Source organism: Mesorhizobium sp. Ca11, from assembly GCF_020165275.1.
GTDB lineage: Bacteria > Pseudomonadota > Alphaproteobacteria > Rhizobiales > Rhizobiaceae > Mesorhizobium.
In genome coordinates, this window is the sequence record NZ_JAIUHU010000004.1 from 267,921 (window position 1) to 293,262 (window position 25,342).

A 25,342-nucleotide genomic window follows, 5' to 3' on the forward strand; every position below is an offset into this window, starting at 1 on the left:
CTTTCGCCAATCTCCCACGTCGCAGCACGATGTGGGGCGCCAAAACTGCTGATCTCCCCCCTACAGGGGGAGATGTCCGGCAGGACAGAGGGGGGCGCGAAGGAACTCGGCTTCGCGCGATTGACGCCCTCGTACCCGCGAGCCTCCAATGACCGCCCCCGATCACATCATCGTCGGCAGCGGCATCAACGCCCTGGTTTGCGCGGCGATGCTGGGCGCCAAGGGCGCCAAGGTGCTCGTGCTCGAGCGCAACGATCGTCTCGGCGGCTGCATGCGCACCGACGAGATCACGGCGCCTGGCTTCGTCCATGATGTGATGGCCACGACTTTCGTGCTGTTCATCACCTCGCCGGCGTTCGCCGCGCTCGGCAAGGACCTTGCGCGGCATGGACTGGAGTTCTGCCACACCGCCACCCCGACAGGCGTGCTCACGCCCGACGGCAGCCATGCCGTGCTCACCACCGACCGTGCCGCCAACATTGCGGCGCTGAACCGGATCGCCTCCGGCGACGGCGACCGCCATCGCGGCGATGTCGGCGACATCGAACGCAATGCCGGTCTTCTCTTCGGCCTGCTCGGCGGCGCGCTCTGGTCCTACCCGACGACCAAGCTCATCGCCGGCGAGGCCTGGCGGCGCGGCCCGCGCAACCTTGCCGCCTTCATGGGCGAGGCGCTGGTGCCCGCCCGCGGCTGGCTGGAAACGACTTACAGTTCCGGCCTCGTCCGCGCGCTCTGGGCACCCTGGGTTTTGCATGCCGGGCTCGGGCCGGAAGATGCCTTCTCCGGCCAGATCGCCAAGGTTATCGCCTTCGCGCTGGAGGCGGCCGGCGCGCCGATCGTCAAGGGCGGCGCCAAGAACCTGCTCGCCGCCTTCGAGGCGCTGATCAGGGAACGCGGCGGCGAGATCCGCGTCAACGCCGACGTCGCCTCGATCGTCCAGAGCGGCGGACGCGCCGGCGGCGTGCGGCTCGCCTCCGGCGAGACGTTGAACGCCGAGAAGAGCGTCATCTGCTCGGTTACGCCGACGCAGCTCTATAGCCGCCTGCTCGGCGATGCGGCTCCAAAGCGCGACGTCGAAGCGACGCGCGTTTATCGCTACGGCAAGGGCAATTTCCAGATCCACTACGCGCTGGACAAGCCGCCGGCCTGGCGCGGCGAGGGCCTCGACAAGGTCGCGCTGCTGCATCTGACGCCGGGTTTGGATGGCGTGTCGAAGGCCTGCAACGAGGCGGTGCGCGGCCTGCTGCCGGAAGTGCCGACCATCTGCGTCGGCCAGCCGCACGCGCTCGACCCGTCGCGCTGCCCCGATGGCAAGGCGATCCTGTGGCTGCAACTGCCGGAGGCGCCGCGCCACATCAAGGGCGATGCCGCCGGCAAGCTTGAAGCGCCCGCCGACGGCCGCTGGACCGAAGCGCTGCGCGAAGCCTATGCCGACCGGGTCGAGGCGATCCTCGCCAACCACATCGACGGTTTCCGCGAGAGCGTGATCGCGCGCCGCGCCTATTCGCCGGCCGATCTCGAAGCCCTGAACGTCAACCTTGTCGGCGGCGATCCCTATGGCGGCTCGTCGACCATCGACCAGTCCTTCCTGTGGCGGCCGTTCAAGGCGAGCCGCAACCACGAGACCGGCATCAAGGGCCTCTATCATATCGGCGCCTCGACCCATCCAGGCGCCGGCCTCGGCGGCGGCTCCGGCTTTCTGCTGGCGGGGAGGCTATGATGGAACAGAAGCTCGCCGAAAAGCGCCAGCGCATCTCGACCCTCGGCCAGATCGGCCTGCAGCAATTCGCGCCCTATCTGATGAACCGCATCATGGGCCGCTACAACGCCACTTTGCGCGACGACTTCCGCAAGCAGGGCCTGACCATCCCGCAGGTGCGCACGCTGGCCGTGCTGTCAGTCGCCGACGGCGTCACCGTCAACGATCTCTCGGTCTACACGGTCATCGAGCAGTCGACCTTGAGCCGCACGCTCGACTCGCTGGAAGGCCAGGGCCTGGTGCGGCGCGAGCAGGGCGTCACCGACAGCCGCATCCGCCATGTGTTCCTGACCGATGACGGGCGGGCGCTGTTCACCCGCGCCTGGCCCGCAATGCATGACGCTTTCGAAGCCATGTTCGACGGTATCGACGATGCCGAATACGCCGCGCTGATCGCGATCCTGCAGAAGATGCTCAGGAACATTCGCAAACACGACATCTGAGTTTGACGCACGCGCCGCCTGCCCAAAGGCAACGGGAAGGCGGCAACGGAAGGAGGCGGAGATGGCCGAACGGTCTTTTGCCAAGGAAGTCGAAAAGCTGAGGCTTGGCGCCGGCGAGGAATTCGCCGGCGAGGGCATCCTCGCCATCACCAAGGCGCTCTTGCAGTGCGGCGTAGGCTATGTCGGCGGCTACCAGGGCGCGCCGATCAGCCATCTGATGGATGTGCTGGCCGACGCGCAGGACATTCTGGGCGAGCTCGGCGTGCATTTCGAGGCGAGCGCTTCCGAAGCGACTGCCACCGCCATGCTGGCCGCCTCCGTGCATTATCCGATCCGGGGCGCCGCCACCTTCAAGTCGACGGTCGGCACCAACGTCGCTTCCGACGCGCTGGCGAACCTGGCCTCCGGCGGCGTCACCGGCGGCGCGCTGATCATCGTCGGCGAGGACTATGGCGAGGGCTCCTCGATCATGCAGGAGCGCAGCCATGCCTTCGCCATGAAGAGCCAGGTCTGGCTGCTCGACCCGCGCCCGAACCTGCCATCGATCGTCAAGGCGGTCGAGGACGGATTCGAGCTGTCGGAGGTGTCGAACACGCCGGTGATGCTGCAGGTGCGCATCCGCTGCTGTCACGTCCATGGCCACTTCATCGCCAAGGACAACAAGCGCCCGCCGATGTCGGTCGCCGATGCGCTGTCCGCGCCGCGCCGCGACACCGGCCGCATCGTGCTGCCGCCCGCCTCCTTCCTGCATGAGAAGGAGAAGGTCGCCAAGCGCTGGCCGGCGGCGGTGGATTTCATCAAGAGCCGCAAGATCAACGAGATGTTCGGGCCGGATCACGGCTCGGTCGGCATCGTCATGCAGGGCGGCATGTATAATTCCGTCATCCGCGCGCTGCAGCGGCTCGGCCTTGCCGACACCTATGGCGAGACCGACGTGCCGCTTTACGTGCTGAACGCCGTCTACCCGCTGGTCGACGATGAGTTCCTCGCCTTCTGCGAGGGCAAGCAGGCGGTGCTGGTCGTCGAGGAAGGCCAGCCCAATTATATCGAGCAGGCCTTTGCCGCGATGCTGCACAAGGCCGGGCGCGGCACCAAACTGGTCGGCAAGGAGCATCTGCCGATGGCCGGCGAATATACCGGCCAGGTGATGCTCGACGGCATCGGCTCCTTCCTGCGCGCCAATGCCCCGCATCTGCTGCCGGGCAAGGTCCGGGCTCCGAACAAGGTGGGTGAAGGCGTCGATACGGCCGACCTCATCAATGTCGTGCCTGGACGTCCGCCGGGCTTCTGCGTCGGCTGTCCTGAGCGGCCGATTTTCGCCGCGACCAAGCTTGTCGAGCAAGAGCTCGGCAAGCACCACATCGCTTCCGATATCGGCTGCCATCTGTTCTCGATCATGCCTCCTTTCGAGCTTGGCGCCACCACCATGGGCTACGGGCTGGGACCGGCCTCGGCTTCCGCCTTCAATTCGCCGGAAGCAAAGCGCCGCTCGATCTCCTTCGTCGGCGACGGCGGCTTCTGGCACAACGGCCTGACCTCCTCGATTGGCAATGCGGTGTTCAACAAGAATGACGGCGTCATCGTCATAGTCGACAATTTCTACTCCGCCGCCACCGGCGGCCAGGACATCCTGTCCTCGCGCGCCAACAACCGCACCAAGTCGACCAAGCATCCGATCGACGAAGCGGTGAAGGGCATGGGCGTCAAATGGCTGCGCCACATCGACCGCACCTATGATGTCGGCAAGATGCAAGCCGCGCTGCGCGAGGCGCTGACCACCGAGGAGAAGGGTCCGAAGGTTATCGTCGCCTCGTCCGAGTGCATGCTCAACCGCCAGCGCCGCGAGAAGCCGCTGGTCGACAAGGCGATCAAGGGCGGCGAGCGCGTGGTCAAGCCGAAATTCGGCGTCGACGAGGACATCTGCACGGGCGACCATGCCTGCATGCGGCTGTCCGGCTGCCCGTCGCTGTCGGTGAAGTCGCTCGACGATCCGCTGCGCGACGATCCGGTCGCCTCGATCGATCAGAACTGCGTCGGCTGCGGCAATTGTGGCGAGGTGGCGGACGCCGCCGTGCTCTGCCCATCCTTCTACCGCGCCGATGTCGTCCACAATCCCGGCCGCTGGGACCGTTTCCTCGAAAGCGCGCGCCGCGCCGCGATCGGCCTTCTGCAGCGCCGCCGGGAGAGCCGCCGCTTGATGTTTGCCGATGCTTGACCAGGCTTCTCCCCTGCGCCCGAAGGCGGGCGCCTCTGACGACGAGCGGGTGATAAAACTCGCCGTGCTCGCCGTCGGCGGCCAGGGCGGCGGCGTGCTCGCCGACTGGATCACCGACGTCGCCGAGCGCAACGGCTATATCGCCCAATCGACCTCCGTGGCCGGCGTCGCGCAGCGCACCGGCGCCACGATCTATTATATCGAGATGGCCCGCGACACCGGCCGGCTGCCGGTCTTCGCGCTGTCGCCCTCGCAGGGCGATGTCGACATATTGATCGCGGCCGAGCTGATGGAAGCCGGCCGCGCCATCATCCGCGGTTTCGTCACGCCCGAGCGCACGACGCTGATTGCGTCCTCGCACCGGATCGCCGCCGTCTCGGAAAAGATCGAGCCGGGCGACGGCCGCGCCTCATCGGAAAAAGTGCACGCGACGGCGCAGGCTGCGGCCAGGCGCTTCATCGCCTTCGACATGGAAAAGATCGCCGCCGAGAATGGCACGATGATCTCGGCCAGCCTGCTCGGCGCGCTGGCCGGTTCCGACGCGCTGCCCTTCACCCGCGAGACTTACGAGCAGGCGATCGGCGCCGGCGGCCGTGGCGTCAAGCCGAGCCTCGCCGCCTTCGGCGCGGCCTACGACCGCGCGCGCGGGATCGCGGCAGCGCCGGCCGGGGAAAAGGCGGCGGCGGAACCTGCCGTTGCCCAGCCCAGGCCAACGGGGCGGGTCAGCGGCCCGGAAACCCTGCTCAAGGGCTGGCAGGCGCTTGCCGCTCGCGTCGCCTCGCTCCCTGAGCCCGTGCGCGACATGGCCGAGCGCGGGCTGAAGAAGGTCGTCGATTACCAGGACATCGCCTATGGCGGCGAGTATCTCGACCGGCTGGACAGAGCGGTGGCGCTTGACAATGCGGAGCGCGGCTACGCGCTGTCGATCGCCGCGGCAAAGCATCTCGCCAACGCCATGTGCTACGACGACATGATCCGCGTCGCGGATTTGAAGACACGCTCGACGCGAGACAAGCGGGTGCGCAAGGAGGTCGGCGTCAAGGAAGGCTCGGTCCTGCAGGTCACCGAATATTTCCATCCGCGCATCGAGGAGTTCTGCGGCACGCTGCCGGCCGGGCTTGGCAGCTACATCGAGAGCCGCCCAAAACTCGCCGCCTTCCTCGATCGCCGCATCAACCGCGGCCGCCACATCCGCACCGACAGTTTCACCGGCTTCGCCATGCTGTGGTTCATCGGCGGCCTGCGCCGCTGGCGCCGCCGCCTGCTGCGCCACAGGGTCGAGATAGGACATCTCGAACGCTGGTACGGCCTGGCGCTCGGCTATGTGCCGCAGGACTACGCGCTTGCCACCGAAATCCTGAACTGCCGCCGGCTGATCAAGGGCTACAGCGACACCCACGCCCGCGCCCAGTCGAAATTCGATCGCGTGCTGTCGGCGCTGCCGATGCTCAAGGGCAGGGAGGACGCCGCCGACTGGATCCGCCGCCTGCGCGAGGCGGCTCTCAAGGACGAGAAAGGCGACATGCTGGACGGCGCGCTGAAGACCGTGGCGACGCTCAACTAGAATCACCTTAAATAAATGGCGATTATTTCTGATCCCAGCCGACCACTATGCCATTCTCTACTATAACGCGATCGCTATAGCGGTTCTTGCCAGTTTGGTTGTATTTCAACGTGTGCGCGACTTTCGTTTTATAGACCCGCTCGGTCATATCCGCTGGCTTTCCCCAGGAATCGATCAATTGCTCAAAGGTCATGCCCTGCCAAATTCGCCGGATCATGATCCAATCCGCGATCTCCTCGTCGCCATATTTTGCTAAAAGCAAAGCGCGACGTTTCTTCTGTGCAGACTTTTTTGCAGCGCTGACAATTCCTGCTAAGCCAGCCGCACCGGCACCAATAACAACAAGAACGAAAACAGACATATTCTCCCCCATCTCCAGACAAAAAAGCAAAACAACTTGGAAATGTCGAGGGACTAAGGGAATTGAGAGGATATCCGGATTGCTGCCGCCGATCTGGCCGCTAACGAGGATGTGATCCATCGCGCTCCGACGGAATTCGGCCCTGTACTCCGTTTCACGGAGGTAGGGAAATTTACGGAGACAACGCATGTTCGCAAAATACTTTCTGCCTCTCGCCATGGCTGCCGGCACGTTGATGCTGTCCAGTGTCGGCTCGCAGGCCATGCCAATGGCCAAGCCTATTGCTGCGCGGCTGCCCATCGAAACCGTCGGCTGGCGCTGCGGTCCCGGCCGGCACGTGAACCGCTGGGGCAATTGCGTGCCCAACGGCCGCCGGTTCATCCGGCCGGTGCGCCATTGGCATCCCGGCTTCTGGGCGCATCACCGCTGGCACCCCGGTTATTGGAGCTGGTGATCCGTCGAGAGGATCGCGGTCGATGCCCGCGCTGACCGGCAAACTCACGGCTCACGCCACTAAATCCCGCATCGGCTTCACCGCCGCCGACTCCGGAAACACCTTGTCGCCAAGCACCGCCGGCGACAGCCCGAACTGGTCGGCCAGCAGCCCCTTCAGCACCGCGCGCACATCGCTGGTCGGCGCCAGGTCGCGCTGTTCGTGGAGCTGCGCCGGCTTCAGTCCCGGCCAGTCGGCGATGACGCGGCCGCCCTTGATCGCGCCGCCGGCGAGCAGCACCACCGTGCCGGTGCCATGGTCGGTGCCGACCGTGCCGTTGATGCGCGCCGTGCGGCCGAACTCGGTGATGGCGACGACCGCGGTGTCGCGCCAACGCTCGCCAAGCCCTTTCTCGAGCTCCTCGAACGCCCCGTCGAGGCCGCCGAGCAGATTGGCGAGCCTCCCTGTGGCGCCGCCTTCGTTGACATGGGTGTCCCAGCCGTCGAAGGCGAGCGCCGCGATGCGCGGTCCGTCGTCGGCAGCCATCAGCCGCGCCGCGCCTTGCGCCGACTGCCGCATGCCGCCGGCATTGTCGAGGCCGCCCTTCGGCTTCATCGTCTTGCCGTCGAGCTGGTCGCCCAGCGCCATGCGGTCGGCGTCGAGCCCTTTCTGAAGCGCGGCCGCCAGCGCAGGATCGCGATGGTTGTAGAGATCGAGCACACGCTCCGCCAGCGCATCGCCGGGCGTCGGCAGCGCCTGCGGTGCCCAGCCGAGCACGGGCGCGGCGCCACGGATCACCAGCGGCGTCGACGGCCCGACCGCCAGCCCGCCGAGCCTCGCCACGCGCTCGCCCGCCGGCAGGCTGGCTAAAGCCCGGTTGAGCCAGCCGGTGGTGGCGTTGCCGGGGCCCGGCAGGCCGGTTTCCAGCACGTCCTGGCCATCGAAATGCGAGCGGTCGCGGTAGCCGGTCGCGGCCGCATGAACGACCGCCGCCTGGCCCGCCTTGAACAGGCGCGCAAACACCGGCATTGCCGGGTTGACGGCGAAGAAACCGTCAAGCGGCAATGCCGGGTTGGCGCCTGAGAGCGAAAGCGCGATGTCGCCATGCAGGCCGGCATAGTTTGGATCGCCAACCGGCCCGACGGTCGACAGCCCGTCCAGCGCGCCGCGCAGCACGACGACAATCAGGCGCGGGTCGCGCTTGTCGGCTGCGCGCGCGAAGCGCGGCAGATAGGCCCAGGCAAACAGCGCGCCGCCGCTCATCAGCACCGCGCGCCGGGACAGGCTGGGGGTTTCGCAAAAAAGGCTCATGGCCGCATCTCCATCACTGTTACCGGCGCTGGGGCTTACCGTCGCTGGAATTCCGGCGCCATCAACAGCAGCGCCAGGCCTTGCTGCCTGGACTCCGCGCGCGAAATCGCCTGCCGCGTCTCGGCCGAGACGGAGGTGCCGATCAGCGACGCCAGCATCTCGTCTGGATCGCCGATATGGTCCGCCTGCTTCGCCGCCTGCCAGGCGATGTCCAGCCGCGTCTTGAGGCCCTCGGCCGAGGTCCAAGCATCCGTCCGGTCGGAAAAGCCGTTCGGCCCCGGCGGTCGCCACAGCGGCTCGCCGAGTACGCTCAGCCAGCGAAGCGACCGTTGCGGTTCGTTGCCGGCGATGGTGCCCACCGCCCGGCGCAGCGCCACGACATAGTCTAGTGGCGAGCGCAGCTTCGTGAGCGGCGTCGACCAGGTTTCGGGCATGTCGATCAGCGTCAACGCGATCGCGAGCAGGTCGCCGTCGGTCTTGCTGAAGACCGTGGCCAGGCGGGCGACCGCTGCCGGGGACGGATCGTCCGCGATGAAATGGCGGGCAAGCTTGCTGGCGATGTGCCGCGCGGTGGTCGGGTGACGGGCAATGTCGTTGAGCGCCGCCTCCGCCTGGCCCATGCCGTCGTCGGGATAGGTCTTGCCGAGCAGCACCGCCTGGCCCGGTTGATGCGCATTGGCGTTGAAGACGAAGCTTCCCGGCTCGCCCAGCCGCCCCTCGCGGCCGGCCATCGTCCAGCCGGTCAGCATGTTCGCGAAACTGGTGACGTCGGCCTGGGCATAGCCGCTGCCGACGCCCATCGTGTGCAATTCCAGGATCTCGCGGGCGAGGTTCTCGTTGAGGCCGCGTCCGCGCCGCTTGCCGGCGCGGGAATCGGGGCCGATGGACTGCCGGTTGTCGAGATAGAACAGCATGGCCGGATGGTGCTCGACGGCCAAAAGCATGTCGGCGAAGCGGCCGAGCACGAAGGGGCGGATCGCCTCGCGCTCGAAGGCGCCGGCGCAGGCCCGCACGACCGGCGCCTTGGCGACGGAAACGCAGAAATGGTTCGACCAGAAGCCGACCAGGCGCTCCACGAAGCCGGGCGTCGCAGTGAGCGCCTTGTCGAACCGGGCCTGCGCCTCGTCGCGATAGATATCGGCCTCGACATGCGGCACCGCGGGTTTGGCTTTCGCCGCGGCCGGGCCGGCTGGATCATCCGTTGCCATCGGCTGCATAGCGGCGGCCGCCGTCTCGGCGCGCGCCGCCTTGCGCTCCATGGCTGCCGCCATGCTGGCCTGGATCGCCGCAGTGCTGTCCAGCAACCCGGCATTCCGTGGGTCGTCGGGGGAAATGAGCGCGATGTCCTGCTGCTTGAGCTCGGCCTCGAGGTAGCCGCGCGGATCGGCGGCGATCTTGCCAAACTCGTCGCCGGGTTTCGCGCCGAGGCCGAAGCGGTTGAGCGCCACCAGGGCGGGGTCCGGCGAGACGGAATTTGCAAACGGTGCGGCCAACGAAGCCTCCGTTGAACCCGGCGCAGATCGCGTCGGTTTCATGGATCATCGGGGATACTCACGATGCCGGCCGCAGCACCGGCATCGCGAAGGGTAGTTACCAGCGGCGCCAGTGGTGCCAGCGATGGTAGGGATGCCAGACGGGGCCGATATAGACGCGCGGTCCGCCCCAATAGTAATAGCCGGGATAGATCACGCGGCGATTGGGCACGCAGCGGCCCCAGTTGTTGGGATGCCAGCCCGGGCCGCAGCCCCAGGCGACGTGCTCGACAAGCGCCGGTGAGGGCGCAACCGGTGCGATCGGCATCGCAGAGGCGGCGCTTGCGGCGGCCGTTCCGCCGAGGGCGAGGGCAGCCGCGATCGAATATTTTGTCAGACTGTTCATGCGATACTCCCGAGAGTTTCGAGGTTGAAGAGAACCTGCCGCCAAAGGCGGTCGCAGGCCTGTCCCTCTTCCCCTTGAACGGAGCGTGCTCGCCGTTTCCGTCGCCGCCTATGGCGATTTTTTTGCAGGCGGCGGCTGCCGGCCGGCGCGTCGCAACAAGGCGTCCGCCAGCAGCCGGCGGTCCTCCGGCGAGCCCGATGCGGCGAATTCGATGATGCGTTGCTCGATCCGGGTGCGCACGGTGACATCGGCATTGCGCGCGCGCTCCAGGGCGGCGGCAAGCGCGTTGGTGTCGAGAGCCGGCTGTTGCAGAAGGTTTGCCGCCTCGCGCCGCGCGGCCTGTCCGTCGAGGATCACGTCCCGCGACTCCCGGCGCACCTCGCGTAACGCCTGGCGGAAGACCTTGCGGTCGGCGGCCGGCAACCTGCCGCCGGCCGATTCCAGCGAATAGCCCGGATTGGACTTGCCGATCAGCCAGCCGGCGCCGCCGGCCACCGCGCCGATCAGAAAAACATTCAGCACCAGCGATGCCGCGACAAGACGGGGGCTCATAAATCTTCCTCGTAAGGATCGGCGTCGGGACCGGCATCGCCGAACGACGTCGCGTTGGCATCCATCACATAATGGTCGGGCTGCATATCCGGGCTGACGACGGCCACCAGCGCCAGCCCGGCCACGGCGCCGGCCAGGCCGACACCCGCAAGCCCGAAGCCCAGCCACCAGAACCGTCGGCGGCGGCTCTGCCTGACCTCGGCCGCTGCCCGGACGACAATGGTGCGATGGAGCGCCGGGCTGGGTGCGTCGACCCGATGCCGGTCGAGCATGGCGTCGAGCCTGCCCGCGCGCGCCAGGATAGCTCGGCCCTCGTTGGTGTCGGCAAACAGCATCGCGGCCGCCTGTTCGCCCGGCGGCCAGCGATGCAAGGCGCCGCCATAGGCATCCGCCAGCGCAGCGAAGCGCCCGGAATCCATTGGCCCGTCTGCGGTCTTCTCAGCCATCCCGTTCCCCCTTCCGCCATCCCGACCTGGCCCCCCACGTCCTTGCCCGCAACGCCGGCAATGCCTTTGCTGTCTCAGTCATCGCCATCGTCTCCAACGAGCATGGCCTGCAACGAGCGACGACCCCGCGCGAGCAAACTTTCCAGCGCATCGACGCTGACCTGCATGGCGCCGGCGGCCTCGATGTTGGATAGCTCCTGATAATACACCAGCACGATCGCTTCGCGCTGGCGCGGCGCGATGCGCTGCAGCGCCAGGTTGACCCTGCGCTCTTCGTCGCCAGGCATTGCATCGGGAAGCGGCGTTTCATCGGCCACCTCCGGCAGCTCGTCCGTCGTCCATTCGCGCCGGCGCCGCAGCCGGTCGTAGCAGAGGTTGAGCGCGACGCGGTGGACCCAGGTGTCGAAGCGTGCGTGCCCCTGGCGCCAGCCCGAGGCATGGCGCCAGATGCGCACGAAAGTCTCCTGGGCGACGTCCTCTGCTTCCGCCGGGTCGCCAAGCATCCTGGCGGCCAGGGCCAGGATGCGCGGCAGCTTGCGCGCCACCATCGCCTGCACCGCGGCGGTGTCGCCGGTGCCGATGCGGCGTACCAGTTCCTCGTCCGGATCGGCGCCCATCACGTCGGGCGCTCGCGGCTGTCATTGTGCGGCATAGCCTCTTGGTCATTGCTCCTGATTGGGAGCGGTTTTATGGCCCGGCCTCTCGTCGGCGCCGAGCACGCCGTCGCTATTCTTGTCGAGCCTGGCGAAGCGCTCGGCGAGAAAGGCGTCGAGCTCGCCCCTGTCGACGAAACCGTCCTTGTTGGCGTCGATGCGCGCGAAGGATTTGGCCGGATCGCCCTTGGCCTTGCGCGCGGTCTGGAAAGCGGTCCATTCGGTGAGGCTGACCTTGCCGTCATTGTCTGTGTCGGCCCGCATGAACGCCCTTTCCCGGCGCGCCTCGAACTTTTCCAGCGTCAGGCCGGATTGGGGTTGGTCAGACTTGGCGGCCGGAGCCGGGCTGCTCGGCGCCGTCTGGGCCGGGGCAGGGAGCGGCGTCGTTGTCTGGGCGACCGCGGCCGCGGTCTGCAGGCCAAGGGCAACGACGAATATGGTGGGGCGGATCATGCTCTCGTCTCCGGTTGGGCGCGGCCATTGGCGGCCACGCTTCAACCATTGAACGCGAGACAGAGCAAAATCCGTCGGCCTTTTTCGACCGGACACCAACCTACCGGATCCGGCGCAGCCGGATCGAAGGATTGCTAAGGACAGGAGGCGACGGCTATCTCGGCTGGTCGACCGCCACCAACTGGTCCTGCTTGAAACCTGCATGTTGCGGCGTCCAGACGTCGCCCTCGCGGTTGAACCAGTGGCACAGATACGTGCCGGAAGCCGCCCCGTCGCTGACAGTCATTTCGGGGCCTCCGGACTTCAGCCTGACGACGTCTCCGGTCTTGAAACTATTGGGCATTTCGACCTCCCATGCTGACAAAGGGAGTTTCCCACCAACAGCTGTTCCCGACAATGGCCGAGATGCGCCGATCACGTGGTGCAGCCTGGGAAGGCGTGAGAATGATGCCGCTTGTGTGACACGCCGGGTAGCACGGTTATGCGTGGCCGAATCATCCCGGTGCTTTGGAGCCGAAGCGAGCGACCCGACCGCTCCTTGGGTTCAATCGGTGTCGCGCAGTGGGGCCGGCGGCTGTGCCGATTGGTTGTCTTCGGCTGGGCGGACGGTCATAGACCTTTCATTGGGCCACAACGCTTGTGCCTTCGTCACCGCTGCCAAAAGATCGTCTGCTTCAACGCTTCCGATTTCAGTTAGAAGCGGTCTGCCGCCCCCTGCTCTGAAACCGACGTGATAGACCGTCCAACTCCTCATTGAATTCCGACAAAAATTGCGTCTCGGCGTGGACACGCGGATGGAAGCCCGGCTCGCTTTTGTGGTTAGGATTTTGAGGTCCGCAAGCCGGGCATGCACCGACCGATAGGGCGGGGGGCTTGGGGTTATCAGCCGGTGCGATCGCGAGACTGTCTGATTTGCCCGCCAGCCCACAATCGACCGAGGTCCATCCTGCCGAACGCATTGGTCCGAAAGGACCAAAGATATAGCCCCTTATTCCGTTGGGGCAGGTTGCCCCCGCCGGTGACTTTTTGTCATCCGCCGATGGCCCATGGTTCACGGCAGACCGCTCAAGCGCTCGGCCTCCGCTAATGCGCCTGGGCAGAGATGGCGGGGACCGGCGAATCGCGGGACGTGAACCGCTGGACCTCACAGGCCCAGCATTTCGCCGGAGCCTGTGAGGAAGATCCGCCCTAGCCCCCGTTAGCAGGTGCCGGTGCCGGTTTGGCGGGAGCGGCGGGCTTGGAGACGGACGGTGCGGACGGCGCCTCAACCTTGGGCGTGTTCACGCTAACGTTCACATCCTTACCTCCGCCCCCATTTATGTTTATCACCCCCGTGAAGAATAGTAGGGCAACAACTGCGATGATGCCAAGGATTATCGCAACGGCTGTTCCGCCACCACCAGAGTTTACGACTGTAGGGCCGTCAGACATGGCTTTTCTCCTTTTCTTGAGTTCTCACTCGGAAGAAAAGAGAACTTTGTGGTATTTGTTCCGCACTCGGGCTACAGTCTTAAAGTACATACGACCGAAGTCCATTGACTGGAATGCCTAGACGGTTGTCGCCGAGCTGTGACAGAATGAAAAAACCCGCCGGCCGAAGCCAGCGGGTGAAGGTGGTTGGGCTCGGCCCCGCCAGGACCGAGCGCCCTATCATGTGCACACGGCCGAACTGGTCGCGCCTACAAATGTTAGGGCTAAAGGAAATTCCGAAGCACGGTCTAGGCGAGCAGGGAGAAAGTTAGCTGATCAGACGGTGAAGTTCGCGGTCGCTCAGGTCTTTTGGTGCCGCTTGCGTGACTCGAACACGCGACCCCATCATTACGAATGATGTGCTCTACCAACTGAGCTAAAGCGGCCCGGGAAGCGCTGAGCTTCCAGAATGGGCTGGGTGATAGACTCAACCGCTCCCTAATTCAAGATGGGCAGCAGTGAATTCCGGCCTCGCCGGCGGCAATTCCGATCTACGGTTATCACGCGACGGGCGCCGGAGCGGCCCGCGGCGGCGTGCGGGTAAGCGGTCCTTCGCATCCGGCTGGCCGGCGCGGCTGCAGCCGCGGTGACGAAAAATGTTGATTCTTCAACAAAAAATGCCGAAATGGCTTTGGCCGGCAAGGCAGCCGCTCGCCGTTGATCGATCGGTCGTCTGCGGCTGACGACCAGACAACCGGGAGCGAACGCGCAGAGGGAGCTCGCTTGGACCCTATCGAGAAAGCGATCCGCAATGCCTTCGAGAAAGGCAATGCCGAGGACCGGGCGTTCCGCGAGAGGGTCTATCGATCCGCCTTTGCCGCGCTCGACCGCGTCCTGCAGGCCAATCCGAACGTCACGGTCGAGGCCGCCATCAGCCGCCGCAAGGCAGTCCAGGCCAAGATCACCGAGATCGAATCGGAGTTCCTGCCGGCCGTGCCGGAGGTGACGCTGCCGCCGGAAAACGTAGCGCCCACCGGCAATGGCGCACCGGCCACCCGCGTTGAAGCGCCGTCCGAATCGGCCGCGCCGTCTGTCGACGCGCCGCTGCCGCCGTCGCAAACCGCGCCCTCGCCCTCGATCACCGTCGACGGCCCGGTCCAGCCCGATGCGTCGGACCGGCCGCGTGCGCGTGTGCTGCCGCGCGTGCCCGACATCATGCCGGATGAGACAGCGCTTCCCGATGCGCCCTCGCTCGATGATTCGCCGGGTGCTCCCGTCGGCAATGGCGCCCAGGTCGCGCCCGACCGCGACGAGCGGCGCATCAGGGGCGGGCGCTTGCCGCTCACCGCGATCTTCGTCGTCGCGACATTGCTCGCGGCCGCCGGCATCGGCCTCTACTTCGCCAAGCAGACCGGTGTCTTCAAGACGGCGGCCGAGCTCAACACCGGCCCGCCGGAGCCGGCGCCGGCGCTGGACGACGAGGACTCCTCGCAGCCGACCGAGCCAGGCTCGCCGCAGAAACCGGGCGAGGCCGACCAGTCGAAGAACTGGATCAACGTCTTCTCGCCCGCCGACCCGACCCATGTCAGCGCCCCGTCCGACGCCGCCGCCGAGGTGATGAAGGACGATACAGGCCAGTTCCTGCGCATCCGCTCGGGCGCGTCCGGTTCGGCCATCGCCTTCGACGTCGGCCAGGGCGTGCTGGAGAAACTTGCCGGCAAGCACGCCATGTTCGACATCGTTGCGCGTTCGGAAGAAGGCAAGGAGACGCAGATCTCGATCGACTGCAATTTCGGCGATCTCGGCGATTGCGGCCGCAAGCGCTACGCGGTCGGCCACGAGCGCAACGAATATCTGTTCGACGTGCAGTTCCCGAACAAGCATCCGGGCGCCGCCGGCACGATCGCCGTCAATTCCGATTTCGACCAGAAGGGCAAGTCCGTCGATATCTACGAGATACGCGTCTCGATAGCGCAGTGATCGCGCCGCTCTATCCGCCAACGCCGGCGCTCGATCTTTAGCTATCCAGCAATGCCTGCAGCGTCTCGATGCGGTCGGCTTCCGCCGCCGGCTTGTCCCAGCGCAGCCGTGAGATGCGGGGAAAGCGCATCGCGACGCCAGATTTGTGGCGGGTCGAGCGGTTGAGGCCTTCGAACGCCACCTCCAGCACCAGGCCGTTCCTGCGGTCGGCGCGCACCGAGCGCACCGGCCCGAAACGCTCGATCGTGTTGTCGCGCACATATTTGTCGATTTCTCTCAGTTCCTCGTCGGTGAAGCCGAAATAGGCCTTGCCGACCGGCACCAGCTCTTCCGAGCCCTCCGGACCGGACCAGACGCCGAACGTGTAGTCGGAATAAAAGCTCGAGCGCTTGCCGTGGCCGCGCTGCGCATACATAAGCACCGCGTCGATGGTGTGCGGGTCGCGCTTCCACTTGAACCACGGGCCTTTCGGCCGGCCGGCAAGATAGGGCGAATCCCAGCGCTTGAGCATCACCCCTTCGATGATCGGATGCGGCGGCGCCTGGCGCAGCCGCTCCAGCGTCTCCCAGTCGGAAAACGCGACCAGCGGCGAGAGATCGAAGCGGCTGGGGTCGAGGGTTTTGACGAAAGCCTCGAGCCGCTTGCGGCGCTCGGCGAAAGACAGCGCGCGCAGGTCCTCGCCGTCGATCTGCAGCGCGTCGTAGCAGCGCATGAAGGCCGGATATTGCTGCTGGATCTTTGGCGACACGCTCTTGCGGTTTAGTCGCTGCTGCAGGTCGGAGAAGGTTCCGGTCGCCTCGCGCGGGTCGCCGACCAAAAGCTCGCCGTCCAGCGCCGCCTCGAAATTCATCGCGGCGGCAAGGTCCGGGAAGGCGCCCGACACGTCGTCGCCGGTGCGCGAATAAAGCCGGCGCACACCGCCTTCGCACACCGCCTGCACGCGTATGCCGTCCCACTTCCATTCCGCCGCATAATCGGCCGGATCGAGCTTTTCGAGGTCGCCGTCGTCGACGGCATTGGACAGCATCACCGGACGGAACAGCGCCAGCGCGGCGCTCGTCGGCTTTTCCGCCCGGCCCTCGAGCCAAGCGAACAGCTCGGTGTAAGGCGGCGCCAGCCCGTGCCAGAGCTCCTCGATCTCAGCGACGTCGACTTGGCCAAGGTCGGCCAGCGCCTGCTTGGCGAGCCGCGCCGACACGCCGATGCGCAAGCCCCCGGTGACCAGCTTGATGATGGCGAAGCGCGCCGAGATGCTGGCGTCGTCGAGCAGCCGTGACAAAACCTTCGGCCCGTCGGAACGGCTCGCCGCCTGCAGTCTGCCGACCACCTCGGCAAGCGTCGGCACATGATTGGGGATGTGGCCTTGTGGTTGCGGCCAGACCAGCGACACGGTCTCGGCGAGGTCGCCGACATAGTCGTAGGAATAGCCGAACAGCACCGGATCCATGCGCTCGACCACCAGCGCGCGCAGCATCGCCGGCTTCACCGCCGCGATCGAGAGATCGCCGGTGATGGCGGCGAGCGCCAGACCGCGATCGGGATCCTCGACGCTGCGGAAATAGTCGGTCAGCAGCGTCAGCTTGCCGTTGCGCGACGGCGTCAGCACGAGACGGTCGAGGAGCTCGGCGAAGCGGTTCATGGGCGGCACGCCAATGACGAAGGCCGGCGCGAGGCACCCCCCTCTGTCCTGCCGGACATCTCCCCCGCAAGGGGGGAGATTGGCAGTTTCGGCCTTGCCGCCCATCCTGCAACGTCGATGATTGGCGAAGGCCGTCGCGACATCCGATCTCCCCCCTTGCGGGGGAGATGGCCGGCAGGCCAGAGGGGGGTGTGAAGGATCGCGGCGTTGCCAATTCCCGCATCAAGAATCGCCATCAATCGCCCTCATCCTCATACCCTACGAGATGCAGCGGCCGCGCCGCGATGCCCTCCAGCTCGCACCAGCGCACCAGCGCCTCCTCGCGGCCATGCGTGACCCAAATTTCCTCCGCGCCGGTTTCCTTGATCGTGATGATCAGCTCGTCCCAATCGGCATGGTCGGAAATGATCAGCGGCAGCTCGACGCCGCCTTGCTTGGCGCGTTGGCGGATGCGCATCCAGCCCGAGGCGAAGCAGGAGATCGGGTCGGGAAAACGCCGCGCCCAGCGGTCGGCGAAGGCCGACGGCGGGCCGACGACGATCGCGCCGGCGAAATCGGCCTTGCGGCTTTCCACCGTCCCCGGCTCAAGCTTGCCGAGATCGATACCCTGGCTTTGATAATATTCGCTGAGCTTCGCCAGCGCGCCGTGGATATAGATCGGCCGGTCGTAGCCCGCGTCGCGCAACAGCCGCATCACGCGCTGCGCCTTGCCGAGCGCATAGGCGCCGATCAGATGCGAGCGTTCGGGAAATTGCGCCGCCGATCTGAGCACGCGCGCGATCTCCTCATGGTCCGGCGGATGGCGAAACACCGGCAGGCCGAAGGTCGCCTCGGTGATGAAGACATCGCATCGGATAGGCTCGAACGGCAGGCAGGTGGCGTCCTTCTGCCGCTTGTAGTCGCCGGAGGCGACGATGCGCATGCCCGCATGCTCGACGCAGATCTGCGCCGAGCCCAGCACATGCCCGGCCGGATGGAAGGTGACGGCGACGCCGTTGATGTCGATCGTCTGACCGAAAGCAGCCGCCTGCGTGGTTCCGGCGAAATCCTCGCCGTAACGTAGCCCCATGATGTCGAGCGTCTCTTGCGTGGCCAGCACCGAGCGGTGGCCGGAGCGCGCATGGTCGGAATGGCCATGCGTGATCAGCGCCCGCCCGACGGGCCGCACCGGATCGATGAAGAAATCGCCGGGCGGGCAGTAGAGGCCCTCCGGCTGGGGCTTGAGCAGGTCGCTGGCGCGCATGGCTTTGAGCATAGTGGCTAAATTTGCCTCGGGAAGCCTGTTGCAAGAGACTGCTGACTCGTCTTAAACCCGCCCGCCGGCTCCGCCTCGCCGGTGGGATCCCTAACGCATGAAACCGCTCCAGGCCTCGTCGGGCGATTTGAATGCCGACCGTCGCGCCGATTTCGCCGAGATGCTGCTCGTCTCGGGCGAGCCGGCGCAGGCAGCCGAGCTTCTGCTCGGCGCGCTGGAGCTGGCGCCGCAATGGGCGGCGGGCTGGTTTCGCCTCGGCGAGATGCAGGAGGCGGCTAACCTGCTCGACCAGGCTGCGCAGGCCTGGGCCATAGCGGTGAAGCTGGACCCCGCGGATCGCCTTGGCGCCGCGCTCAAGCTTCAACTGATCGGCAAGGCGCCGGCCGCAGCGGCGCCGCCCAGCGCCTTCGTCGAGACCTTGTTCGATCACTATGCCGACAGTTTCGAGGACTCGCTTGTCGGCAAGCTCGGCTACGGGCTGCCGGATTTTCTCCAGCGCGCCATCTGCAAGGCGAGGCCCGGCCGGTTCCGGCTGGCCCTCGACCTCGGCTGCGGCACCGGCCTGATGGGCGAGAGGCTGCGCCCGTTCGCCGACCGGCTGGAGGGCTACGACATCTCGGGCGGCATGCTGAAGAAGGCGAAGGCCAAGGGCATCTACGACCGGCTGGCCAAGGCCGACCTCCAGCATTTCTCTTACACAGGCGACAGGGCCGACCTCGTGGTCGCGGCCGACGTGTTCATCTATCTGGGCGCGCTCGAATGCATTGTCGGCGCGGTCGGGAACATACTTGCCGATGGCGGCCTGTTCGCCTTTTCGCTCGAGACGCTTGCCGGCGGCGGCGATTTCGCCCTTTTGCCGTCACGGCGCTATGCCCATTCCGAGGCCTATGCGCGGCGCGTGCTTCGCGCCAACGGGCTTGCAGTCCTGTCGCTGGAAAGCACGGTTATCCGGCACGACCGGCGGGATCCGGTCGAGGGCCTGGCCATTGTGGCTGGGTTTCCCGCTGCAGCCGCCGAGCTGGGGAATCCGGCAACGGCATGAGGTCGACCTTGCTGCGAAAAAGCCCGAATGGCATGGTCCCGGTTGCGCGGGGCGGATACCGAGTCTTTGTTTTTGCGCAATTCCGGACGGAAAACCACGAGGCACTTTTCCTGGAATTGCCCTAGGGAGATATCCATGCGCTGGACCATGGTTGCGTTGGCGTCTTGCCTGACGGTCTCCGGCTGTGTCGGCGGCACGTCGATGGCCGAGCGTCAGGACGAGGATGTCCAATCCTCATTGCAATATGACGATGTGCCTTGCGATCAGTTGCTGGCGCAGCGCAATCAACTGGCGCGGCAGAACAATCTGCCCGTCACTGCCAAGCCGGGCTTCTCCAATCCGGCCATGGGCTTCGGCCCGTTCATGCCGGATATGCGCTCCAAGGCGCAGCGCGCCAGCAACAAGGCGAGCGGCGAGATCGACGCCATGAACCGCTCGATCGAACGCCGCGACTGCGGCAAGCCGAAGAAGAAGGAGACGCTCGGGCTGCCCGGCTCGAAACCTTCCTGAGCCCCGTTTGACGCCCGGATGGACCGGCGAGCGTTTGATCGCGCTTGAAAGACCGCCCGATGAACCTCTCAGACCTCGGCGACCGCATCTGCATCCTGGGCCTGTCCAATAGCGGCAAGTCCACCCTTGCCGACGCGATAGCGCGCAAGCGCGGCCTGGAAGCCGTTCACCTCGATCAGCTCTTTCATCTGCCCAATACGGATTGGGAGCAGCGTCCGAGGGCCGAATTCATTGCCCTGCACGATGCCGCGATAGCCGGCGAGCGCTGGGTGATGGACGGGAACTATTCGGTTTGCATGCCGCAGCGACTTCGGCGGGCGACAGGCTTGATTCTGCTGGATATCTCCACGGCCGCGAGTCTTCTGCGCTATTTAAGGCGAACGCTGTTCGAGAAGGACAGGCTCGGCGCTCTGGAAGGCGGGCGCGACAGCATCAAATGGGACATGATCCACCACATCGCCGTCACTACGCCGCGAAACCGCAGGAAATACCGGGCGATGTTCGACGCGCTCGATCTGCCGAAGCTGCAGCTGTCTTCGCTGCGGGCGATCAAGCAGCGCTTCCGCGACTGGGGTCTGACTCCCGATTAATACCCCGCCTCGCGGTCAACCAGGTTCTCGAGCTTCTCGCCGCGCTCGAAGGCGGCCATCTGGCGAAGCATGATCGGCACCAGGTGCGCCGGGTCCGACGTTGCCGCCGCATGCGGCGTGACGAACACTTTCGGATGGCTCCACAGCGGGCTGGTCTTCGGCAGCGGTTCGACCTCGAAGACGTCGAGGCTCGCTTCCTTCAGCGTGCCGTCGTCCAGCGCGCGCAAAATGTCGGCGTCCTTCTGCAGCCGTCCGCGCCCGGCATTGATCAGCACCGCGCCGCCAAGCCCGTTGCGCCGGCGCAATTCCTTGAGCAGTCCGTAATTGACGATGCCCTGGGTCTGCGGCGTGAGCGGCAAGAGCACAACCAGGATGTCAGTGGCATTGAGGAAGGGGATCAGCCCCGCCTCGCCGGCATAGGTCGAAACGCCCTTCATCCCCCGCTCGCTGCGCGACCATCCGTTGACGGCGAAGCCGAGCGACAACAACGCCGAAGCCGCGGCGCGGCCAAGACTGCCAAGCCCCATAATGCCGACGGAGACGTCGCCTGCCACCCGTTGCGGCGGCTCGTGCCAGATCTTCTTTTGCTGCTGGGCCCGGTAAAGCGAGGCCTGCCGATGGTGGTCGAGCACGCGCCAGACGACATATTCGACCATGTGCTGGGTAAGATTGTCGGCGACGACCTTGACGATCGGAACGTCGGGCAGGCCTGGATCGGCAAAGATGTGGTCGACGCCGGCGCCGATCGAGAAGATGGCGCGCAGATTGGGCAGCGATTTGAGAAGGTTAGGCTTCTGCTTCCACACCACCGCATAGGTGATCGACGGATCGTCGGCGCCGTTCGGCTCCAGCACGACCTCGCGCTCGGCCGAGAGCAGCTCATGCCAGCGCTGCGGGTGGATGCCCGTGAGGGCAAGCAGGATTTTGCCTTTTTCCATTCTCGGATTTTTCTTCCCTGTTTCGCCGGTGCGGGTCTGGCTACTCGCTGACCACGCCGGTCGGCGCGGTCTCGATCTTGAAGGCCGCCGCCATCAGCGCCCGCGTATAATCGGTTTGCGGGCTGCTGAAAATCTGCTCGGAAGGTCCCGCCTCGACGATCCGGCCATTGCGCATGACGATGACATCATTGGCAAGGGCGCGGACGACCTTGAGGTCGTGGCTGATGAAGAGGTAAGCGAGATTGTGCTTGGCCTGCAGGCTGCGCAAAAGGTCGACCACCTGCGCCTGCACGCTCATGTCGAGCGCGGAGGTCGGCTCGTCGAGCATGACGAAGCGCGGGTTGAGCACCATGGCGCGGGCGATGGCGACGCGCTGGCGCTGGCCGCCGGAGAATTCATGCGGATAGCGGTGGCGCGTTTCGGGATCGAGGCCGACCTCTTTCAGCACGGCGACCACCTTGTCGTCGCGCTGGTCGGCCGAGAGCTTCGGCTCGTGGATCTTCAGTCCTTCCTCGATGATCTCCGAAACCGACAGGCGCGGGCTGAGCGATCCGAACGGATCCTGGAAGACGATCTGCAATTCGCGCCGCAGCGGCCGCATGGCGCCGAAGGAGAGCTGGTTGATGTCGCGTCCGTTGAAATTGATCGTACCGGTCGAGGAGATCATCCGCGCGAGCGCTAGGCCCAGCGTCGTCTTGCCCGAGCCGGATTCGCCGACGACGCCAAGGGTCTGGCCGGCCCGCACCGTGACGTCGATGCCGTCCACGGCCTTCACATGGTCGACCGTGGTCCGGAAGAAGCCTTTCTTGATCGGGAACCAGACTTTGATGTCCTTGCCGGTCATGACGGATTTGGCGCCCGGGTCGGTTGTGGGCGGCTTGCCCTTCGGCTCGGCCGCGAGCAGATGCTTTGTATAGTCATGCCGCGGATTGGCGAAGATTTCCCTGGTCGGGCCGCTCTCCACGATCTTGCCCTTGGTCATGACGCAGACGCGGTCGGCGATCCTGCGCACGATGCCGAGATCATGCGTGATGAACAGGAGCGACATGCCTTTGCGGGCTTTGAGCTCCGCCAGCAGTTCCAGGATCTGCGCCTGCACGGTGACGTCGAGCGCGGTCGTCGGCTCGTCGGCGATCAGAAGCTCCGGCTCGTTGGCCAGAGCCATGGCGATCATGACGCGCTGGCGCTGGCCGCCGGAGAGCTGGTGCGGATAGGCGTCGAGGCGTTTCTGCGGATCGCGGATGCCGACCTCGGTGAGCAGTTCCAGCGTGCGGGCGCGCGCCGGGGCGTCGCGCAGGCCCTGATGCAATTGCAGCACCTCGACGATCTGCTGCTCGATCGTGTGCAGCGGGTTGAGCGAGGTCATCGGCTCCTGGAAGATCATGGTGATCTTGTTGCCGCGCACGCCGCGCAACGCCTTCTCGTCCATGGCAAGCAGGTTGGCCCCACTGAACAGGATCCTGCCCGACGGATGGCTGGCGGCGGGATAGGGCAGGAGCTTCAGCACCGACAGCGCCGAAACCGATTTGCCCGAGCCGGATTCGCCCACCAGGGCCAGCGTCTCGCCCTTGGCGATGTCGAATGAGATATGGTCGACAGCGATCGCCTGCTTGCCGCCTTGCGCGAAGGCGACGCTCAGGTCTTGGACGGAAAGCAGGGCTTGGCTCATTTGAACGTCTTGCGCGGATCGAAGGCGTCGCGCGTCGCCTCGCCGATGAAGACCAACAGGGACAGCATCAGCGAGATCACGATGAAGCCGGAGATGCCGAGCCAGGGGGCGTTGAGGTTGCGTTGCGCCTGTTTCAGCAACTCGCCGAGCGAGGCCGAGCCCGGTGGCAGGCCGAAGCCGAGATAGTCGAGCGAGGTCAGTGTCGAGATCGAGCCCGAGAGCAGGAAGGGCAGGAAGGTCAACGTCGCCACCATGGCGTTCGGCAGCAGGTGGCGGAACATGATGGTGAGATTTGGCACGCCCAGCGCGCGCGCCGCGTTGACATATTCGAAGTTGCGCGCGCGCAGGAATTCGGCCCGCACCACGCCGACCAGCGCCACCCATGAAAACAGCAGCATCAGGCCGAGCAGGATGAAGAAGCCGGGCGGCAGGATGGCCGAGATGATAAGCAGCAGATAGAGCACCGGGATCGCCGACCAGATCTCGATGAAACGCTGGAAGAGAAGGTCGGTCCAGCCGCCGAAATAGCCTTGCACCGCGCCGGCCGCGACGCCGATCAGCGACGAGCCGAGCGTTAGGATCAGGCCGAACAGAACCGAGATGCGGAAGCCATAGAGCACCCGCGCCAGCACGTCGCGGGCCTGGTCGTCCGTGCCCAGCCAGTTCCAGTTGCCGACGGTGCAGTTGGCATCGGCGTCGCCTTGCGGATACTGGCTGCAGCGCGTCTTCTTGTCGTAAAGCCAGGACGGCTTTGCCGGCGCCGGTTCCGGAATGGCGTTGTTGACCGTCTGATAGGAGTAGCGGACCGGCGGCCAGATCATCCAGCCATTGGAGTTGATCTCGTCCTGGATCACCGGATCGCGGTAGTCGGTGACGGCATAGAAACCGCCGAACTTCTCCTCCGGATAGGCGACCAGAACCGGAAACAGGATCTCGCCCTTGTAGGAGGCGACGATCGGCTTGTCGTTGGCGATCAGCTCTGAAAACAGCGACAGCACGAACAGCAACAGGAAGATCCAGAGCGACCAGTAGCCGCGCCGGTTGGCCTTGAAATTCTGCAACCGCCGCTGGTTGAGCGGCGACAGAAATGGCCTGCGGGGCCGAACCGGGGCGCTTTCGATCGCGGCCTCGGCCATCAGATGTCTCTCCGCTCGAAGTCGATGCGCGGATCGACCCAGGTGTAGATCAGGTCGGACAGAAGGCCGACAAACAGGCCAAGCAGCGAGAAGATGTAGAGGGTGGCGAACACCACCGGATAGTCGCGGTCGATCACCGACTTGAAGCCGAGCAGGCCGAGGCCGTCGAGCGAGAAGATGTTCTCGATCAGCAGCGAGCCGGTGAAGAAGGCCGAGATAAAGGCGCCGGGAAAACCGGCGATGACGATCAGCATGGCGTTGCGGAACACGTGGCCGTAGAGCACCTTGTGCTCCGACAGCCCCTTGGCGCGCGCCGTCACCACATATTGCTTGCGGATTTCTTCGAGGAAGGAGTTCTTGGTGAGCAGGGTGGTCGTCGCGAAAGCCGAGAGCACGAGCGCCGTCAGCGGCAGCGTCATGTGCCAGAAATAGTCTGCGATCTTGGCGGGCCAAGACAGCTGATCCCAATTGTCCGAAACGATGCCGCGCAGCGGAAACCAGTCCCAGAACGAACCGCCTGCGAACAGCACCATGAGCATGATGCCGAACAGGAAGCCTGGAATGGCATAGCCGACGATGACGACGCCGCTGGTCCAAACGTCGAAGGTCGAGCCGTCCTTCACCGCCTTGCGGATGCCGAGCGGGATCGAGATCAGGTAGGACAGAAGCGTGATCCACAGGCCGATGGAGATGGAGACGGGCATCTTCTCCAGGATCAGGTTCAGCACCGAGATATCGCGGAAATAGCTGTCGCCGAAATCGAAGCGGATATAGTTCCACAGCATCATGCCGAAGCGCTCGAGCGGCGGCTTGTCGAAGCCGAACTGCTTTTCCAGCTTCTTGATGAATTCGGGATCGAGCCCCTGCGCGCCGCGATATTTCGAGCCGACATCACCGGCCACGTCGAAATTGCCGCCGCCGGCGTCGCCGCCACCGCTGCCGAGGCGGTCGTTGCCGCCCTGGTTGGTCAGCCGGGCGATCACCTGTTCGACCGGCCCGCCCGGGGCGAACTGGATGACCGCGAAGGAGATCGCCATGATGCCGAACAGCGTCGGGATCATCAGAAGAATGCGGCGCAGGATATAGGCGCCCATCAGGCGACGGG

Annotated in this window: 24 protein-coding genes and 1 tRNA gene; 9 read left to right on the plus strand and 16 right to left on the minus strand. The window is 65.6% G+C overall.

Going from position 1 to position 25,342, the window contains the following annotated elements:
- The first annotated feature begins 148 nt into the window (after window positions 1-148).
- The 4 genes from LB538_RS09790 (at window position 149) to LB538_RS09805 (ending at window position 5,981) form a co-directional block, all read left to right on the plus strand.
- A complete protein-coding gene (locus LB538_RS09790; RefSeq protein WP_224526819.1) occupies window positions 149-1,720 on the plus strand; it encodes a phytoene desaturase family protein in 1,572 nt (523 codons plus the stop codon).
- Window positions 1,720-2,202: a MarR family winged helix-turn-helix transcriptional regulator gene (locus LB538_RS09795; RefSeq protein ID WP_224526817.1), complete on the plus strand. Its 483-nt coding sequence runs from the start codon at window positions 1,720-1,722 to the stop codon at window positions 2,200-2,202. Before LB538_RS09790 ends, LB538_RS09795 begins: the two co-directional genes overlap by 1 nt.
- 61 nt (window positions 2,203-2,263) lie before the next feature.
- Entirely contained in the window at window positions 2,264-4,417 is a 2,154-nt protein-coding gene (locus LB538_RS09800; RefSeq protein WP_224526814.1) for an indolepyruvate ferredoxin oxidoreductase subunit alpha, read from the plus strand.
- On the plus strand, window positions 4,410-5,981 hold the full coding sequence (locus LB538_RS09805; protein WP_224526812.1) for an indolepyruvate oxidoreductase subunit beta family protein: 1,572 nt from the start codon (window positions 4,410-4,412) through the stop codon (window positions 5,979-5,981). The genes LB538_RS09800 and LB538_RS09805 overlap by 8 nt, the downstream gene beginning before the upstream one ends.
- Window positions 5,982-6,003: 22 nt before the next feature.
- Here LB538_RS09805 and LB538_RS09810 read toward each other — a convergent pair whose 3' ends face one another.
- Window positions 6,004-6,462, minus strand: coding sequence for a hypothetical protein (locus tag LB538_RS09810; protein WP_224526811.1), 459 nt, complete (start codon window positions 6,460-6,462; stop codon window positions 6,004-6,006).
- A gap of 67 nt (window positions 6,463-6,529) precedes the next feature.
- Between LB538_RS09810 and LB538_RS09815 the strand changes: the two genes are divergently transcribed.
- Window positions 6,530-6,796, plus strand: a complete 267-nt coding sequence (locus LB538_RS09815; protein WP_224526809.1) for a GCG_CRPN prefix-to-repeats domain-containing protein — start codon at window positions 6,530-6,532, stop codon at window positions 6,794-6,796.
- Between the two features lie 51 nt (window positions 6,797-6,847).
- On the opposite strand, the gene LB538_RS09820 is transcribed toward LB538_RS09815, so the two are convergent.
- From LB538_RS09820 to LB538_RS09860, 9 genes are all read right to left on the minus strand, one after another.
- On the minus strand, window positions 6,848-8,086 hold the full coding sequence (locus tag LB538_RS09820) for a DUF1501 domain-containing protein (RefSeq protein WP_224526807.1): 1,239 nt from the start codon (window positions 8,084-8,086) through the stop codon (window positions 6,848-6,850).
- 35 nt (window positions 8,087-8,121) lie between these two features.
- On the minus strand, window positions 8,122-9,579 hold the full coding sequence (locus tag LB538_RS09825; RefSeq protein ID WP_224526805.1) for a DUF1800 family protein: 1,458 nt from the start codon (window positions 9,577-9,579) through the stop codon (window positions 8,122-8,124).
- A 97-nt stretch (window positions 9,580-9,676) separates the two neighbouring features.
- Window positions 9,677-9,964, minus strand: a complete 288-nt coding sequence (locus tag LB538_RS09830) for a GCG_CRPN prefix-to-repeats domain-containing protein (protein ID WP_224526803.1) — start codon at window positions 9,962-9,964, stop codon at window positions 9,677-9,679.
- Window positions 9,965-10,072: 108 nt separating this feature from the next.
- Window positions 10,073-10,516 (minus strand): periplasmic heavy metal sensor, encoded by a 444-nt coding sequence (locus LB538_RS09835; protein WP_224526801.1) that lies wholly within the window; start codon window positions 10,514-10,516, stop codon window positions 10,073-10,075.
- A complete protein-coding gene (locus tag LB538_RS09840) occupies window positions 10,513-10,962 on the minus strand; it encodes a hypothetical protein (protein ID WP_224526799.1) in 450 nt (149 codons plus the stop codon). The genes LB538_RS09835 and LB538_RS09840 overlap by 4 nt, the downstream gene beginning before the upstream one ends.
- A gap of 74 nt (window positions 10,963-11,036) precedes the next feature.
- Complete coding sequence (locus LB538_RS09845) at window positions 11,037-11,579, minus strand: RNA polymerase sigma factor (protein ID WP_224526795.1); 543 nt, start codon at window positions 11,577-11,579, stop codon at window positions 11,037-11,039.
- 45 nt (window positions 11,580-11,624) lie between these two features.
- Window positions 11,625-12,068: an EF-hand domain-containing protein gene (locus LB538_RS09850; protein ID WP_224526792.1), complete on the minus strand. Its 444-nt coding sequence runs from the start codon at window positions 12,066-12,068 to the stop codon at window positions 11,625-11,627.
- Between the two features lie 154 nt (window positions 12,069-12,222).
- Entirely contained in the window at window positions 12,223-12,411 is a 189-nt protein-coding gene (locus tag LB538_RS09855; RefSeq protein ID WP_095766010.1) for a YodC family protein, read from the minus strand.
- Window positions 12,412-13,848: 1,437 nt separating this feature from the next.
- Window positions 13,849-13,924: transfer RNA gene (locus tag LB538_RS09860), tRNA-Thr, on the minus strand.
- A 337-nt stretch (window positions 13,925-14,261) separates the two neighbouring features.
- Between LB538_RS09860 and LB538_RS09865 the strand changes: the two genes are divergently transcribed.
- On the plus strand, window positions 14,262-15,458 hold the full coding sequence (locus LB538_RS09865; protein WP_224526789.1) for a hypothetical protein: 1,197 nt from the start codon (window positions 14,262-14,264) through the stop codon (window positions 15,456-15,458).
- 37 nt (window positions 15,459-15,495) lie between these two features.
- On the opposite strand, the gene LB538_RS09870 is transcribed toward LB538_RS09865, so the two are convergent.
- Window positions 15,496-17,097 carry a cisplatin damage response ATP-dependent DNA ligase gene (locus LB538_RS09870; protein WP_224526786.1) on the minus strand — a complete coding sequence of 534 codons (1,602 nt, stop codon included), beginning with the start codon at window positions 17,095-17,097 and terminating at the stop codon, window positions 15,496-15,498.
- Between the two features lie 235 nt (window positions 17,098-17,332).
- A complete protein-coding gene (locus LB538_RS09875; RefSeq protein ID WP_224527105.1) occupies window positions 17,333-18,340 on the minus strand; it encodes a ligase-associated DNA damage response exonuclease in 1,008 nt (335 codons plus the stop codon).
- Window positions 18,341-18,449: 109 nt separating this feature from the next.
- Here LB538_RS09875 and LB538_RS09880 point away from each other — a divergent pair, with 109 nt between their 5' ends.
- From LB538_RS09880 to LB538_RS09890, 3 genes are all read left to right on the plus strand, one after another.
- Window positions 18,450-19,394, plus strand: coding sequence for a class I SAM-dependent DNA methyltransferase (locus LB538_RS09880; protein ID WP_224526783.1), 945 nt, complete (start codon window positions 18,450-18,452; stop codon window positions 19,392-19,394).
- Window positions 19,395-19,529: 135 nt separating this feature from the next.
- Complete coding sequence (locus LB538_RS09885) at window positions 19,530-19,904, plus strand: hypothetical protein (protein WP_140843790.1); 375 nt, start codon at window positions 19,530-19,532, stop codon at window positions 19,902-19,904.
- Between the two features lie 59 nt (window positions 19,905-19,963).
- Window positions 19,964-20,494: an AAA family ATPase gene (locus LB538_RS09890; RefSeq protein WP_224527101.1), complete on the plus strand. Its 531-nt coding sequence runs from the start codon at window positions 19,964-19,966 to the stop codon at window positions 20,492-20,494.
- On the opposite strand, the gene LB538_RS09895 is transcribed toward LB538_RS09890, so the two are convergent.
- From LB538_RS09895 to LB538_RS09910, 4 genes are read right to left on the minus strand one after another with little or no spacing between them, the layout of a single operon-like run.
- Window positions 20,491-21,432, minus strand: a complete 942-nt coding sequence (locus LB538_RS09895) for a 2-hydroxyacid dehydrogenase (protein ID WP_224526778.1) — start codon at window positions 21,430-21,432, stop codon at window positions 20,491-20,493. The two genes, LB538_RS09890 and LB538_RS09895, sit on opposite strands and share 4 nt — an antisense overlap.
- Before the next feature lie 40 nt (window positions 21,433-21,472).
- On the minus strand, window positions 21,473-23,101 hold the full coding sequence (locus LB538_RS09900; protein WP_224526775.1) for an ABC transporter ATP-binding protein: 1,629 nt from the start codon (window positions 23,099-23,101) through the stop codon (window positions 21,473-21,475).
- Window positions 23,098-24,237 (minus strand): ABC transporter permease, encoded by a 1,140-nt coding sequence (locus tag LB538_RS09905; RefSeq protein ID WP_224526773.1) that lies wholly within the window; start codon window positions 24,235-24,237, stop codon window positions 23,098-23,100. Before LB538_RS09905 ends, LB538_RS09900 begins: the two co-directional genes overlap by 4 nt.
- Window positions 24,237-25,331 (minus strand): microcin C ABC transporter permease YejB, encoded by a 1,095-nt coding sequence (locus LB538_RS09910; protein WP_095766000.1) that lies wholly within the window; start codon window positions 25,329-25,331, stop codon window positions 24,237-24,239. Before LB538_RS09910 ends, LB538_RS09905 begins: the two co-directional genes overlap by 1 nt.
- Between the last annotated feature and the right edge of the window lie 11 nt (window positions 25,332-25,342).